12 protein-coding genes are annotated in these 14997 nt (G+C 71.1%); 5 read left to right on the top strand and 7 right to left on the bottom strand.

Annotated elements, in window-relative coordinates; genetic code table 11:
* Positions 1-295 precede the first annotated feature (295 nt).
* Positions 296-1369 carry a hypothetical protein gene (locus tag EG812_RS12940; protein ID WP_126711678.1) on the top strand — a complete coding sequence of 358 codons (1074 nt, stop codon included), beginning with the start codon at positions 296-298 and terminating at the stop codon, positions 1367-1369.
* 9 nt (positions 1370-1378) lie between these two features.
* Here EG812_RS12940 and EG812_RS12945 read toward each other — a convergent pair whose 3' ends face one another.
* The gene (locus EG812_RS12945; RefSeq protein ID WP_126711679.1) at positions 1379-1897 is read right to left on the bottom strand and encodes a DUF6912 family protein; all 519 of its coding nucleotides are present in this window, start codon (positions 1895-1897) and stop codon (positions 1379-1381) included.
* A 234-nt stretch (positions 1898-2131) separates the two neighbouring features.
* Between EG812_RS12945 and EG812_RS12950 the strand changes: the two genes are divergently transcribed.
* Entirely contained in the window at positions 2132-2359 is a 228-nt protein-coding gene (locus EG812_RS12950) for a helix-turn-helix transcriptional regulator (protein ID WP_102658219.1), read from the top strand.
* A 117-nt stretch (positions 2360-2476) separates the two neighbouring features.
* A complete protein-coding gene (locus EG812_RS12955) occupies positions 2477-3088 on the top strand; it encodes an Rv3235 family protein (protein ID WP_126711680.1) in 612 nt (203 codons plus the stop codon).
* Between the two features lie 539 nt (positions 3089-3627).
* Here the strand turns inward: EG812_RS12955 and secA are convergent.
* The gene (gene secA / locus EG812_RS12960; protein WP_043719763.1) at positions 3628-6558 is read right to left on the bottom strand and encodes a preprotein translocase subunit SecA; all 2931 of its coding nucleotides are present in this window, start codon (positions 6556-6558) and stop codon (positions 3628-3630) included.
* A 171-nt stretch (positions 6559-6729) separates the two neighbouring features.
* Between secA and EG812_RS12965 the strand changes: the two genes are divergently transcribed.
* Both EG812_RS12965 and EG812_RS12970 read left to right on the top strand, forming a co-directional pair.
* A complete protein-coding gene (locus EG812_RS12965) occupies positions 6730-7944 on the top strand; it encodes a GNAT family N-acetyltransferase (RefSeq protein ID WP_013731740.1) in 1215 nt (404 codons plus the stop codon).
* A complete protein-coding gene (locus EG812_RS12970; protein ID WP_126711681.1) occupies positions 7941-9050 on the top strand; it encodes a GNAT family N-acetyltransferase in 1110 nt (369 codons plus the stop codon). Before EG812_RS12965 ends, EG812_RS12970 begins: the two co-directional genes overlap by 4 nt.
* A gap of 54 nt (positions 9051-9104) precedes the next feature.
* On the opposite strand, the gene hpf is transcribed toward EG812_RS12970, so the two are convergent.
* From hpf to mtrA, 5 genes are all read right to left on the bottom strand, one after another.
* Positions 9105-9734 carry a ribosome hibernation-promoting factor, HPF/YfiA family gene (hpf, locus tag EG812_RS12975; RefSeq protein WP_013731738.1) on the bottom strand — a complete coding sequence of 210 codons (630 nt, stop codon included), beginning with the start codon at positions 9732-9734 and terminating at the stop codon, positions 9105-9107.
* 248 nt (positions 9735-9982) lie between these two features.
* On the bottom strand, positions 9983-10681 hold the full coding sequence (locus EG812_RS12980; protein WP_126711682.1) for a ComF family protein: 699 nt from the start codon (positions 10679-10681) through the stop codon (positions 9983-9985).
* Positions 10682-10688: 7 nt separating this feature from the next.
* Complete coding sequence (locus EG812_RS12985; protein WP_013731736.1) at positions 10689-12482, bottom strand: LpqB family beta-propeller domain-containing protein; 1794 nt, start codon at positions 12480-12482, stop codon at positions 10689-10691.
* Positions 12479-14236 (bottom strand): MtrAB system histidine kinase MtrB, encoded by a 1758-nt coding sequence (gene mtrB / locus EG812_RS12990; protein WP_013731735.1) that lies wholly within the window; start codon positions 14234-14236, stop codon positions 12479-12481. Before mtrB ends, EG812_RS12985 begins: the two co-directional genes overlap by 4 nt.
* Before the next feature lie 13 nt (positions 14237-14249).
* Complete coding sequence (mtrA, locus tag EG812_RS12995; protein ID WP_013731734.1) at positions 14250-14939, bottom strand: MtrAB system response regulator MtrA; 690 nt, start codon at positions 14937-14939, stop codon at positions 14250-14252.
* Between the last annotated feature and the right edge of the window lie 58 nt (positions 14940-14997).

Consider the following 14997-nt stretch of genomic DNA (forward strand, 5'->3'; position numbering starts at 1 on the left):
CTGGCGATCTCGACGACGGTGGCGAAACCGGCCCCAAGGGTGGCGGGACCGCGCGCCAATCTTCCCACGACCAGCTTCGACCGATCACCCCCTGGCCGTTGGACGACCGTAGATCCGGAGGCAAGCAGAGGAGTCAGGCAGAGATTCGTACCTTGAGGGCCACACAAACCGAAGGAACATAGATCATTTCAGGTACGCGCAGGGCTCAGGCTCCTCCTCCGCCGGGCCGCGTACGCTGGATTGCCGGTGACGTGCCCGGGCCGGATCGCCAGGTCCGGGCGGCGAAGGGGAAACGATGAGCAACCAGCCCGGTGGGCCGACCGCCGCGCAACCCGACCGGCCGCAGACCACCGACGAGGTGGCTGCCGACGGGCCGGATCCCGCCCCGACCCAGGACGCCGACGGGTCCGTCGAGCTGCTCAGCGACGCCGCGGACGGCTCCGCCCCACCGCCACGCGCGCCGGGCACCCTCGGGTTGGCGCTGCTGGCGACCGGTTGGCTGGCCGCCATGCTCTGGTCCACCCGGGAGGCGATCCAATCGGCCACCGCCGGCGTCACCGCGATCAGCCTGTCCGCCTTCGCCCTGCCCGGCGTGATCTCGGCCGCCCTGGTGGCCGGTGCTGCGGTGGGCCTGGCGGTCAGCGAGCCGGTCACCCGCCGGGGCGATCGGGCCACCCTGCGCTTCGCGGTGGCGGTCGGCGTCGGCCTGCTGGTCGGGCTCGCCGCCGCCCTGGCCATCGAGCTCAGCTACGACGGCAACACCACCACCCGCACGATCGCCGGTACGACCGCCGCCGCGGCCGTCATCGGCGGCGCGTTGGCCGGTGCGCGCAACGGGGCGGTCATCGGCGCCGTGGCCTCCGCCGCGCTCGGCACGCTGCTCTTCGTCGTGGGCTTCAGCGTCGCCCGTGATCCCCTGTTCAACCTGTTCGGCGCGGGCGACAGCCAGCAGTCGCTGGTCACCGCGGCCACCTGGGTCTCGCGTACCGAATCGCTGCTCGCCGGACTCCTCGCCGGCCTGCTGGCCTTCGGCCATCTCACCTGGGCCCGGCGGCGAGCCGCCCGCCGCGACACCAGCGTCACCGCCCTGCGCTGGCCGGCGTACCTGGTCGCCGGGGCCGGCCCCGGGCTCCTGCTGCTGCTCGCCGAGGTGATCATCCGGGTCGGCGGGCGTTCCCTGATCGACCTGGCCGCCGCGCTGAGCGAGGCCGACGCGGTGGCGCAGACCTCGCTGGGCACCTCCCGGGTGGACAACGGGATCTGGGTGCTGTTCGTGGGCGCACTCACCGCCATGATCATCTTTGGCCGTACGCTGTCCCCGGCCCCGGAGACCGACCCCGAACCCGTCGAGGCCGGCGCAGCGCGCTGAGCGCGCGGGTCACCCCTGGTCGGCGGCGTCGCGCAGCAGCAGCTCCAGCTCGCTGGGGTCGTACCACTCCAGCTCGTGGTCCTCGACACCATCGACGGTGAACTGCGCGTCCGGGTCGCCGGCCAGCGCCTCCATCACCACCTTCGCGGCGGCGGTGACATCCGGTACGGCGTCGACGCCGTCGACGTGCAGGGCCGCCACGGCGTTGGCCGCCACCACCCCACGCAGCTCCACCAGGCTCGAACCCAGCTCACCGTCACCCCGGCCGAGCGCTGACGCGGGCAGATCCGCCGAGACCACCACCCGCCGACGCGGTGCCGCAGAATCATGATGGAGCAGTTGCAGGGCGTCCTGCGCGGCCCGGGTGAAGGCGACGTACTCCAACTCCTCCTCGTCACCCTCCGCGTACCACTCGCGCAGCATCGGGGTCACCGCGTGCGCCTGGGTCGCGGCAAGGCCGTGCTCGGGCAGCCTGGTCAGCATCGGTACGGTCGCCGACAGGTACACCCGGACAAGCTGGTCGGTCACGGTCGGTCTCCCCTGCTCTGCTCCGGTCGGCGACTGCGCCGCCCGGGCGCACGCTCACCCTGAACGTCATACACCCCCCGCCACCGTGGTGAAAGCTCGGGGCGACCGGTGTGTCCAACGCGGCACCCAACGGTGGCACGCTCAGCGCCTGCTTACGATGTCACCCCTCGGCGGCAGACCCTGTCGTCCCTCGATGGCAAACTTAGGCAAACGACGCCAACCCGGGGAGTTCACGTGGAGCCCAGGTTCCTGCTCCTGTCCGACGTGGCCGCCGAGCTGAACGTGTCGGATTCGCAGGTCTACCACATGGTGCGCAGCGGCGAGCTGCCTGCGATCAAGATCGGCGGCCGGGGTCAGTGGCGCGTCGAGCGCGCCCGGCTGGAGGAGTACATCCAGCAGAAGTACGCGGAAACCGCCGAGTGGGTACGCGGGAATCCGCTGACCGAGCGCGAACCCGAGTAGTCGCACCACGCCCGAAGGCATTGACCGACGACTCTGCCATGCCACAGAATGAGGTCTATCGAAAGCAAACGAAGGCAAACGTAGGGAACAACCGGATCGAGCGAGAGGGCCAGGGCGATGATCGATCCCCGGCGACCTGGGCCGAGCCACCCGCCTGTGCGGTTGCGGCCAGCACCCGCGTACGACCCGCCCTTCGTCGACGAGAGCGCCGGATGGCCCGAACCGGGCGACGGCCAACTCGCCCTCGACCTCTTCTCCGCCCACCAGCGATCCGCTCGGCATGCCTCGGAGCGCCCACCCCACCCGCGGGTCACCGCCCGCCCGGTCCCCGTACGCCCCGGCCACGATCCGGTCCGGCAGCTACCATCCGGCGCCCTGGCCACCGCCACCCCGTCGGCCACCCGGGTCGCCCACCGCTTCGTCGCAAACTGCATCGAGGTCTTCAACGGCTTCCGGCCGCCGGTGCAACTTCGCCGTCAACTGGACCCCACACGCAGCGCCCAACTGCTGCCCGAGCTGGCTCGCGCCACCGCCCGCGCCGTCCCGACGCGCCGCCGTACCCCCCGCCCCACCCTCCGGCTCCGCCGCCTGCGCGTCTGCGAACTCCACCCCGCCGCCATCGAGGCCGCCGCCGTACTCACCGGCGTCGTCGACACCAACTGGGCCATGGCGCTACGTCTGGAACACCGGCGCGGCACCTGGCTCTGCACCGACCTCCGCGTCCTCTGACACCCTGACGTCCCCCGCAGCCCGCACTGACACCCTCGGCAGCCCCATCCCAATCCGCGTGCTTACCCACTGACCAAGTCCGACCCAACCTCAGCCCCGCATCGTCGCCCTGCTCACCCGGCACCCAGCCCCGATCACCGACCTCCCGCCCAGGCTGGCCTCAACATCGAGACGCTGGAGCGACCCAACTGCCGCAGCAATCACCCACAGCATCCTCAAGATCGCGCTCGATCCTGGATCGAGTGGTCACCTTGCCGCTCCGAAACCACTCGATCCCACATCGAGCAGGACCTTGCCCCGCCAACCAGCACCAGCACCCCGGAGCGCAACGCGAAGGCGGCGCGGAGGGCCAGCGCGAAGGATCAGCGCAAGGGCCAGCGCGGAGCGCAACGCGAAGGCGGCGGGGAGGCGCAGAGCGGGGAGGGCGCAGCACGGAGGAGACAAGGGAACGGCAGTGTGGGAAGGGCGACGCAGGGCAGGGGGAATGTCGAAGCCCCGGACACCGCGTCAGCGGTGTCCGGGGCTTCGGGGGTGCTCAGTCAGCTGGCCGAGGTGCCACCGGGGGCACCGTGGCAGCGCTTGTACTTACGCCCGGAGCCGCAGGGGCACGGTGCGTTACGGGACGGGCCGTTGCTGGCCGCGGCCTGCCCGTTGGCCGCCGTCTGGCGGGCCGTGCTGGATGCCACTCCGGCACCGCGCAGGCCATTGGCCTGACGCTGCGGCGCGGCCGGGGCGGTGCGGCCGGGGGCTGCCGGTGCGTCGGGCTCCGGGCCACCGATGCCGAGCGCCGGGGCGCGCTGGTCGTCGCGCTGCACGGCGACCGCACCGGCGCCGGCCTCACCGTCGATGGTGGGGGCGGAGTACTGAAGGCCCTGCTGCTGCGGTGCACGGCCGAGGCCCTTGGCCCGGATCTCCACCGGCTTGTCCAGCAGCTGGACTTCCTCTTCCTCGGGCTCCGGCTCGTTGACCTGCACCTCAAGGTTGTAGAGGAAGCCGACCGTCTCCTCCTTGATGCCTTCCATCATGGTGGCGAACATGGCGAAGCCCTCGCGCTGGTATTCCACCACCGGGTCACGCTGGGCGTACGCCCGCAGCGTGATGCCCTCCTGGAGGTAGTCCATCTCGTAGAGGTGTTCACGCCACTTGCGGTCGATGACCTGGAGCAGCACCATCCGCTCCAGCTGCCGGGTGCCCTCGGCACCGAGCTGCTCCTCACGACGGTCGTACGCGGCGTGCGCGTCCGCCCGCAGTCGGGAGATGAGGAAGTCGGCGTCGATGCCGGCCCGGGAGCCGCCGGCCTCCTCCTCCATCTCCTCGATGGTGATGCCCACCGGGTAGAGCTGCTTGAGGCTGGCCCAGAGCTGCTCGAGATCCCACTCCTCGGCGTAGTTCTCCGACGTGGCGCCCTGGACGTACGCCTCGATCACGTCGTCGATCATGTTGCGGACCTGCTCGGAGAGGTCCTCGCCGTTGAGTACGCGCAGCCGCTCGGCGTAGATCACCTGGCGCTGCTGGTTCATGACCTCGTCGTACTTGAGGACGTTCTTGCGGATCTCGGCGTTCTGCCCCTCGATCTGGGCCTGCGCGCTCTTGATCTGGCGGGTGACCATCTTCGACTCGATGGGCACGTCCTCCGGGATGTTGAAGCGCTCCATGACCGCCTCGACCGCACCGGAGCGGAACCGCTTCATCAGCTCGTCCTGCAGCGACAGGTAGAAGCGCGACTCGCCCGGGTCACCCTGCCGACCGGATCGACCGCGCAGCTGGTTGTCGATCCGCCGGGACTCGTGCCGCTCGGTGCCCAGCACGTAGAGCCCACCGGCGGCGGCCACTTCCTCGGCCTCGGCCTCGCAGGCCTGCTTCCACTTCGGCAGGACCTCTTCCATCGCCTTGTCGTACTCTTCGGCGTTCTCCACCGGGTCGAGCCCGCGCTGGCGCAGCTCGCTGGCGGCGAGGAACTCGGCGTTGCCGCCGAGCAGGATGTCGGTGCCTCGACCGGCCATGTTGGTGGCGACGGTGACCGCGCCCTTACGGCCGGCCTGCGCGACGATCTCCGCCTCGCGGGCGTGGAACTTCGCGTTCAGCACCGAGTGCGGGATGCCCCGGCGGCGCAGCAGCTGGGAGAGGATCTCGGAGTTCTCCACCGAGACGGTGCCGACCAGCACCGGCTGCCCGGCCTGGTGGCGCTCGGCGATGTCCTCGATGACCGCGTTGAACTTGGCCTTCTCGGTCTTGTAGATGACGTCGGCCCGGTCCTGCCGGACCATCGGCCGGTGGGTCGGGATGGTCACCACGCCGACCTTGTAGACCTTGTTGAACTCGCCCGCCTCGGTCTGGGCCGTACCGGTCATGCCGGAGAGCTTGTCGTAGAGGCGGAAGTAGTTCTGCAGGGTGATGGTGGCCAGGGTCTGGTTCTCCTGCTTGATCTCCACCCCCTCCTTGGCCTCGATCGCCTGATGCATGCCCTCGTTGTAGCGGCGACCGTGCAGGATGCGGCCGGTGAACTCGTCGACGATCAGGACCTCGCCGTCGCTGACGATGTAGTCCTTGTCGCGCTTGTACAGCTCCTTGGCCTTGATGGCGTTGTTCAGGTAGCCGACCAGCGGAGTGTTCACCGACTCGTAAAGGTTGTCGATGCCGAGACGGTCCTCGACCTTGGCCACGCCGCGCTCGGTGACCGCGATGGTGCGCTTGGCGTAGTCGACCTCGTAGTCGCCCTCGCCGTCCTTGCCGGCCTGCAGGCGGGCCACCACGGCGGCGAACTCGCCGTACCAGCGGGCGGAGTGCTCGGCCGGACCGGAGATGATCAGCGGGGTCCGGGCCTCGTCGATCAGGATGGAGTCGACCTCGTCGACCACGGCGAAGTTGTGGCCGCGCTGGACCAGCTCGTCCTTCGACCAGGCCATGTTGTCGCGCAGGTAGTCGAAGCCGAACTCGTTGTTGGTGCCGTAGGTGATGTCGCACTCGTACGCCGCGCGGTGCTCGGAGGCGGGCCGGTTGGGCAGCACCACACCGACGGTCAGGCCGAGGAACTGGTGCACCCGACCCATCCAGGCCGCGTCACGCTGGGCCAGGTAGTCGTTGACGGTGACCACGTGCACGCCCTTGCCGGACAGCGCGTTGAGGTAGACCGGCATGACCGAGGTCAGCGTCTTACCCTCACCGGTCTTCATCTCGGCGATGTTGCCGAAGTGCAGCGCCGCGCCGCCCATCACCTGGACGTCGTACGGTCGCTGACCGAGCACCCGCGCCGCTGCCTCCCGGCAGACCGCGAACGCCTCGGGCAACAGGTCGTCCAGGGTCTCGCCTTCGGCGAGCCGTTCCCTGAACTGCTCGGTCATGCCGCTCAGCTCTTCGTCGGTGAGGTTGACGTAGTCGTCCTCGATCGAGTTGACGGCGGCGGCGATCGCCTTCAGCCGGCGCACCATGCGCCCCTCGCCCGCGCGAAGGACCTTTTCCAGAATCGACACGGATCAACGCTCCCCTAGACAGTCTCGAACCATCGTAGGCGTTTCATCGGGCCAATGGTCACTGGTGGCGGCCCTCGGCCATCGCGAAACCGACATAACGTCCGACGCTCCAGGCTACGCGCCCGGTTTACCCGTTACGCCGTGGGCGAACGATCCGGCACGATGGGTCGAATGGAGCCCGTGGAGATCACCGAGGCCGGACTGACGCTCCGGCCGTGGCGGCCGACCGACGCCGACGACCTGCATCGCGCCGGCCAGGATCCGGAGATCCAGCGCTGGATCGACTTCCCCCGACCCTACCGGCCGCAGGATGCGCAACGGTTCATCGCGGGCCGCACGCGCCAGTGGGCGGAGGGCACGGCAGCCGCCTTCGCGGTCTGTGACGCCGCCACCGGCCGACTCCTCGGCGCCGCTGATCTGCAGCGAATCGACCGGAGCCGGCAGCTCAGCGAGATCGGCTACTGGACCGCCCCGTGGGCGCGCGGTCAGGGGGTGGCGGTCCGCGCCGTCCGCGCCCTCGCCCGGTGGTCCTTCGCGGAACTGGACCTGCGCCGGCTGCTCTGGACGTCCCGCGCGGGCAACCACGCCGCCCGGCTGGTCGCCCTGCGCAGCGGCTTCCGGATCGAGGGTCGGCTGCGCGCCGCCGACCCGGCACCCGGCAGCTACGAGTGGGTCGGCTCGCTGCTGCCCGGTGAGGTGCCGGCACCCGGCGAGGTCGGTCCGGCCGGCCCAGGCTCCCTGGAGGCTCGCCGAGCCGCCGTCTTCGGCCGGGCCCAGCCCACCCTCTTCGCCAGCACATCGCGACGCGAGTTGCGCCTGCGTCCGCTGGAGGACCGCGACCTCGACGCGTTGGTGATCACCTGCCAAGATCCGGAAACCCTGCGGTGGACCACCGTCCCGGAGGCCTACGACCGGTCGGCGGCCGTGTCCTTCCTGGCCCACTGCGAGGACTGCTGGGCCGGCGGCACCGCCACCTGCTTCGTGATCGCCGACGAGCAGGACCGCTACGCCGGCTCGATCGACCTGCGGCTGTCCTCCGGCGACCCGCTGCTGGCGACCGTCGGCTTCATGACCGCGCCGCACGCCCGGGGTCGCGGCTACCAGACGGCGGCGCTGGCGGCGCTTACCACCTGGGGCTTCGCCACGCTCGGGCTGGCCCGCATCGAGTGGTGGGCCAAGGTCGGCAACGTCGCCTCCCGCCGGGTCGCCGAGAAGGTCGGCTTCGCCATGGAGGGCACCGCCCGGGCTGCGCTGAACCACCGCGGCACCCGGGCCGACGCCTGGGTCGGCGCGCTGCTGGCCGAGGACCTGGTCCCGCTGAGCAGCGCGGCACGAACCAGCGCAGGTACCAGCAACCGGCCGGCAGCGGGCCAGGTGACGGTGTGACGCCCGAGACGATCGAAGCCCACGGCGTACGCCTGCGGCCGTTCCGTCCGGCCGACGAGGCCGATGTCGTCGCCGGCTGTGCCGACCCGCTGACCCAGCGGTTCCTCGACGGCCTGCCCAGCCCGTACACCGAGGCCGACGCCCGGTGGTGGATCACCGAGGGTGCTCCCGCGGCGTTCGCCGCCGGTGGGGCCGCGTACGCCGTCGCCGATCCGGCCACCGACCGGCTGCTCGGCACCATCGGGCTGAGCCACGCGATGCCACCGCGACGGCAGGCCGAGATCGGCTACTGGGTGCATCCGGACGCGCGGGGACGTGGGGTGGCAACGGCGGCCACCCGGGCGCTGGCCGAGCGCGCCTTCACCGACGGCATCGAAAGGCTGGAGTTGCTCGCCCAGGTCGAGAACGTGGCCAGCCAGCGGGTCGCGTTGGCCACCGGTTTCCGACCCGAGGGGATACGTCGAGGTGGTGGCCGGGCGCGCGATGGAGGCCGACGGGACCTGGCCGTCTGGGTACGGCTGGCCGACGATCCGCCCGGACCGTACCCCCGGCTGCTGCCCGACCTGCCCGGTGGGCGACTCACCGACGGGGTGATCGTGCTGCGGCCGCTCGGGCCCGAGGACACCGACGAGATGTACCGCCTGAACACCAGCCCGGACGTGGTGGCCAGCCGGGTACCACCGGGTCCGCCGGCCCGCGAGGAGATCGTCCGGCGCAGCGTCGGTGCGGCGCACGAGTGGCTGGTCGGTACGGTCGCGTCGATGACCATCCTCGACGCGGCCTCGGGGTCGGTGGCCGGAACCTGCATGTTGCTGCACGACCAGCCCGGCGGGCAGGGGATGCTCGGCTACAGCCTGTTCCCGCAGTGGCGGGGACGCGGCTTCGCCACCCGCGCGGTGCGGCTGCTCGCCAGGTGGGGCTTCGAGCAGGTCGGTCTGGCCCGGTTGTGGGCCGGCACCCTCCCGGACAACCAGGCCTCCCGGCGGGTGCTGGAACGGGCCGGCTTCCGCTACGAGGGACTGTTGCGCGCCCGGCTTCCCGGCGCGGAGGGCAGCCGGGGCGACTCGACCGTGTACGGGCTGCTCCCCGGCGAACTGCGGGACTGACCGCGGACGGAGCGGTGCGGGCCGGGCGCTGCCGCCGGCCCGCACCGACGCCGGTCAGATGTCCAGCGAGATGATGCCGTAGTCGTAGGCGTGCCGTCGGTAGACCACGCTCGGACGACCCGATTCCTTGTCCTGGAACAGATAGAAGTCGTGGCCGACGAGTTCCATCTGGAACAGCGCGTCGTCGACGGTCATCGGCTCGGCCGGGTGCACCTTCTCCCGGGCGATGTGCCACGGCTGGTCGTCGTACTCGTCCTCCTCGGCGCGTTCGGCGACCGCGGTGGCAGCGCTGGCCGGTGCGCCCAGGGCGGCGGAGGGGAGGTCGGTTACCGGCAGGCCGGCGGTGGCGGCGGCGACCGACAGCGGCGCGTGCCGGCCGCGGTGCACCCGACGCCGGTCGGCGGCGCGGCGGAGTCGGGCGTCGAGCTTGGCGATCGCGGCGTCCAGGGCGCTGTAGAAGTCGCTCGTGCAGGCCTCGGCCCGGATCACCGGGCCCCGGGAGAAGCAGGTGATTTCCACTCGCTGGCAGTGGTCGGCCTGGCGCGGATTGCGCTCGTGGAAAAGCTCCACCTCGGCACGAATCAGCTTGTGGTCGTAACGTTCGATCTTCGCCAGTTTTTCTGCTACGTGCACCCGGTAATGATCCGGCACTTCGACGTTACGGCCCTTGACCACGATGTCCACCGTGACCTCCTTGCTCGGACGGTCTTTGCTCCGAAAACTCCGGTCGCGCGTCCGGGGAGGGGCCCCGCTCGGCGTCGACCGGTCAATACGGCTACGCCTCCTCTCACCGCCGGGGGTGGGTGGCTGACCTCCTACCCTCGACAAGCAAACGCTAACTCTTGTTTGCCCGCTCGTCATCCCCAGCCCTCGACAACGGCCGGAATTTTGCAAAGATCACACACGAAGGAGTGAATTGGAAACACAATCCGTCACCGTTGGTGCCTTTTTTCGGTGGCGGCCAGCACCGCCGCCACCGACGGCGACATTCCTTGTACGGCCAGCAATTGACTGATCGCGGCAAGTGTCGACCCGGTGGTGACGATGTCGTCCAGCAGGACCACTGTCGCGCCGGGCGGCACCGGACCGGCGTCCGGCCGTACCCGGAAGGCGGCCAGCGCCGTCGCCGCCCGACCGGCGCTGTCCAGGGTGACCGAGTCCGGCCGGGGCAGCGCGCGTACCGGCCGATCAACGCGTACCGGCCAGCCGGCCGCGTCGAGCCGACGGGCGCAGTGCCGGGCGAGCCGGCCGAGGTGATCGCCGAAGCGGGCCCGGGCCGCCGCCGGGGTGTCCGGCACCGGCACCAGCACCAGCGGCCGGGCCGAGCCGACCGCATCGGCCACGACCTCGGCGAGCAACGCGCCCAGCGGTCGGGCCAGACCGTGTCGGCCATGTTCCTTGTACGCGAGCAGGGTCTCCCGCAGCGGCCCGCCGTAGCTGCCGAGCGCGTGACAGGGCGGCAACCCCACCGGGGCCGGCACCGGTCGGACCTGCACGGGGCGCAGCGCGTGCAGCGCGGTCACGCAGTGCGGGCAGACGCCGTGCCGCAGCCCGGGCCGGCGCTGCCGGCAGCCGGCGCATTCGGTGGGCAGGGCCAGGTCGGCCAGATCCGCCCACAGCCCGCGCAGCACGGTCGCCTCAGTAGAGGAAGACGGGGGCGGTGGGATTGCCCGGGCGGACCCCGGTCGGCGGCGCCGTGACGTCCTGGACCTGTTCGCGCACGATCCGCTCGAACGGGTTGTTGCGGTAGGTCACGCCGTTGGCCTCGTACATGAACGTGGCGGCGAGCGGCGAGGTCGGGGTGGCCGGGTGGGCGGCCAGGTGGGTGACCTCGGCACCGGCGTCGTCGCGCAGCCGGGTCTCCAGCGCCCCGTCGACGCTGACGTCGTAGATCGCGGGTCGACCGGCGGCCCCGGCCACCAGCAGGCGGCTCTCCGCCCACCAGTCGACCGCGGTCAGTCGGTTCAGTGAGGTCGCCAGGCGTCGGGCCGGTCCGATGGTGGGCACCCCGCCCTCCCAACTGATCGCAGCCACGTGCAGCGCACCGCCGACGATCAGGGCGATCCGGTGCCCGTCCAGCGAAGCCGCCACCGCGTCGACCCGGCCCGGCAGGCCGAGCTGCACCGGGCGCATGGCCCCCCGGTCGTCGAAGCGGTACAGCTCGCCGTCGGCGACCACCAGACCGGCCGGCTGATCGCTGTCGGTACGCAGCCAGACCGGCCGGCCGATCACGGTGTGTGCCGGCCCCGTCATGAAGGTTTCCACCACGTCCCGGCCCCGGCCGACCCGCAGCCGCTGCCCGGCGCCGTCGCTCACCACCAGGGCGGCCAGCACGTCGCTGCCGGCGCGGCGCAGCCCGGCGGAGAGCACGTCGTGGTTCGCGTCGGCCGCCACCGGAACCCGGCCGATCGGCTCGTTGGCCACGGCGAGCGCGTGGATGGCGCCCTCGTAGACGCAGAACCGTCGGGCGCTGCTGTCGTCGAGCCGGTACAGCTGATTCGACGCCCGCTGTTCGCCCAGGTCGACCAGCTTCCGGGACTGGTTCAGGATCTTGATTTCCAGGATGCCGTCCAGTTCCAGCAGCGACCAGGCCAGCTGGGTGGCGAACTGCTCCAACCGGACCTCGTCGGCACCGGGCATGTCGAGGTTGACCTCCCACCGGCCGTCCGAGCCGGTGGCATTGTTGATCATCTCGGTGCGGTCGGGCAGCCCGGAGACGCCGACCCGCAGCCAGTCCGACGGGCCTGCGGTCAGCCAACGGACCACCTCGCTCACCCGACGCTCGGCGGGCACCGCCGAGGAGAGGTACCGCTGGTCGGGCACCAGCCGGGTCCGTTCGGAGTTCCAGAAGTAGATGGATTCGGCCTGGTAGTACAGGCGCAGCGCCTCGTCGCTGAGCAGCAACACGTTCGGCGGGCCGCTGACGTAGAACCCGGCGTCGTCCTGACCCGCCGGACCGGCATTGATCAGCCGGAACTCGTACGTCGTCTCGGTGGCCAGGGGCGGCACCAGCATGCCGTTGGCCCGCAGCAGGCCGACCTGCTGCACGCTGATGGTGACCTTCATGCTGTCGACGTCCGGCTCGATCACCGGGTCGTCGGTGAGGCGTACCACCGACAGCGCCACCTCGCTGCCCTGCTTCACCTGCAGGCCGCCGCGCTCCGCCACCGCGATGTACTGCTTGACCCGGTCGTACGCCCGATCCGGCTCGCCTGCCGCAGCGGCCAGGAAGTTACGGACGAAGGCCTCGGCGTCGCTTCCGCTGGCCTCCCGTGCCGGCGGTTCGCTGCCCCGACCCAGCGACCAGCTTGCCTCCGCCGCGGGCCCTCGCTGCTCGGTCTGCACCTCCGACCGGTCGGGGATGCCGCAACCGACCGCGCCGGCCAGCACCAGCGTCGCGCCGAGCGCACCGCTGAGCAGTCGTCGCCTCACGAAGCCACCTCCGCGCGCTGCTCAGGGACCGACTTCGCCGGCCCGACCGTGAGTGCGCCGTCCGGTCCCGGGCCGATGGCCAGCTGACTCTCGGTCGACGTCGCGCCGAACGACACGGCCGCGTCCGCCGGCACCAGCCGCAGCGGCGAGGTGATCAACCGGTCGCCGGCCCGCGCCGGCAGGGTGAGCCGGAACTGTGCGCCCTGCCCCGGCGCGCCCCATGCCTCCAGCCAGCCACCGTGCAGCCGGGCGTCCTCCAGGCTGATCGACAGGCCCAGCCCGGTGCCGCCGGTCTGCCGGGCCCGGGACGGATCGGCCCGCCAGAACCGGTTGAAGACCAGCTTCTCCTCGCCGGGCTTGAGCCCGACGCCATGATCGCGGACGGTGACCGCGACAGCGGTGTCGTCCATCCCCAGGGTGATGCGCACCGGCCGACCCTCGCCGTGCTCCACCGCGTTTCCGACCAGGTTGCGCAGCACCCGCTCCACCCGGCGCGGGTCGATCTCGGCGATCACCGGGGTCGCCGGCACGTCCAGTTCGATCTCCACGCCGACCCGTTCGGCCAGGCCGGAGAGGCGGTCCACCACCCGGTGCACCACCGGCACCAGGTCGGCCGGCTCGGCGTCGAGGACCGCGAAACCGGCGTCGAACCGGCTGATCTCCAGCAGGTCCGTCAGCAACTCCTCGAAGCGGTCCAGCTCGGCTTGCAGCAACTCGGCGCTGCGCGCCACCGACGGCTCGAACCCGTCCCGCTCGGCGAAGATCAGATCGGCGGCCATCCGTACCGTGGTCAGCGGGGTACGCAGCTCGTGCGAGACATCCGAGGTGAACCGCCGCTGCAGTCGCGACATCTCCTCCAGACGCAGGATCTGCCGTTGCAGGTTGGTGGCCATCTGGTTGAAGGAGGCGGCGAGCAGGGCCAGGTCGTCCTCGCCGTTGACCGCCATCCGCTGATCGAGCAGCCCGGCGGAGAGCCGCTGGGCGGTGCGGGCCGCCACCCGTACCGGCGTCACCACCAGCCGGGTCACCAGCGCCGCGAGCAGGCCGAGCAGCAACACCAGGGCAAGGCCGGTGAGCAGCACCGTGGTCCGCGCCTGGCTGGCCGTCGAATCCTGCAACGTCAGCGGTACGAAGTAGTAGAGCTCCACCTGACCGAAGCGGGTCGGTACCGGCGAGCCGTAGACCAGGTACTTGGTGTCCCGATCGCCGGTGAGCCTGCCGGTCTGGATCTGGTTGGCCACGTTGCCGCCGGCCACCGCCGCCCGCAGCTCGGGGCTGATCAACGGCCGGAAGTCCACCGCGGGCGAACTGCGCGGCAGGATCATGCCACCGACGCCGTCCGCGGTCAGCGCCACCACCACACCGCTGGTCTGCTGCGGATCGCCGCCGGCCAGGTAGTTGACCGTGCCGTCGATGGTCTCCTGGAGCTGGGCCTCCTGCGGCTGGCTGTAGAGGCTGAACTGCTTGGCCGCGTACTCCGCTCCGCTGGTCAGCCGCAGCCGCACGTCGGTCTTGGCGTTGTCCAGCAGAATGCTGGTGATCTTGCCGGCGATCAGGTAGGCGAAACCGCCCACCAGCAGGCTCGACACCACGAGTGTGATGGTGACCACCCGCACCTGCAGCGAGCGCCGCCAGGTGTGGTGCAGGCCGGCGAACACGCGGGCGGCCCGACCGCTGAGCCGACGCCACAACTCCCGCCCCGCGCCGGGGCGGCGGGACGTGGTGTCGGGATCCGGAATCGGGGCGGCGGTCACAGTGCGACCCAGGCTATCCGGTACCCGCCTTGTAGCCCACGCCCCGCACGGTGAGGATGATTTCAGGTCGCTCCGGATCCGGCTCGATCTTGGCCCGCAGGCGTTGTACGTGCACGTTCACCAGTCGGGTGTCGGCCGCGTGCCGGTAGCCCCAGACCTGCTCCAGCAGGACCTCCCGGGTGAAGACCTGGCGCGGCTTGCGGGCCAGCGCCACCAGCAGATCGAACTCCAGCGGGGTCAGCTTCACCTCCTCGCCGTTGCGGCTGACGGTGTGCGCCGGCACGTCGATGGCGATCTGGTTGCCGGGCGGGCCGATGGTGAGCAGCTCCGGCGCGGCGTCCTCGCCCCGGCGCAACCGGGCCCGCATCCGGGCCACCAGTTCCTTGGGCTTGAACGGCTTCACCACGTAGTCGTCGGCCCCGGACTCCAGGCCGAGCACCACGTCGACGGTGTCGCTCTTGGCGGTCAGCATCACGATCGGTACGCCGGACTCGGCTCGGATCGCCCGCGCAACGTCTATGCCGCTCATTCCGGGCAACATGAGGTCAAGCAGGACGATATCGGGACGATTGTCGCGGAACGCCGCCAGCGCGCGTTCCCCGTCCGCCACGAAGGAGGGCATGAACCCCTCGCTACGCAGGACGATGCCGAGCATCTCGGCGAGCGCAGGGTCGTCGTCGACCACCAGTACCCGGGCTCTCATGGGGTTAATGTTTCCATCCCGTTCAGTTCAGGGGGTTCGGGCGTCATCCCGGCACGCT

This window comes from Verrucosispora sp. FIM060022 (assembly GCF_003977705.1).
In the GTDB taxonomy this organism is placed as follows: domain Bacteria; phylum Actinomycetota; class Actinomycetes; order Mycobacteriales; family Micromonosporaceae; genus Micromonospora; species Micromonospora gifhornensis.

What these genes read in the sequence shown, in the direction of transcription:
- mtrA (WP_013731734.1), bottom strand. Translation starts at nt 14,939, where the DNA reads ATGAGAGCCCGGGTACTGGTGGTCGACGACGACCCTGCGCTCGCCGAG.
- EG812_RS12965 (WP_013731740.1), top strand. Translation starts at nt 6,730, where the DNA reads ATGGAGCCCGTGGAGATCACCGAGGCCGGACTGACGCTCCGGCCGTGG.
- EG812_RS12940 (WP_126711678.1), top strand. Translation starts at nt 296, where the DNA reads ATGAGCAACCAGCCCGGTGGGCCGACCGCCGCGCAACCCGACCGGCCG.
- EG812_RS12955 (WP_126711680.1), top strand. Translation starts at nt 2,477, where the DNA reads ATGATCGATCCCCGGCGACCTGGGCCGAGCCACCCGCCTGTGCGGTTG.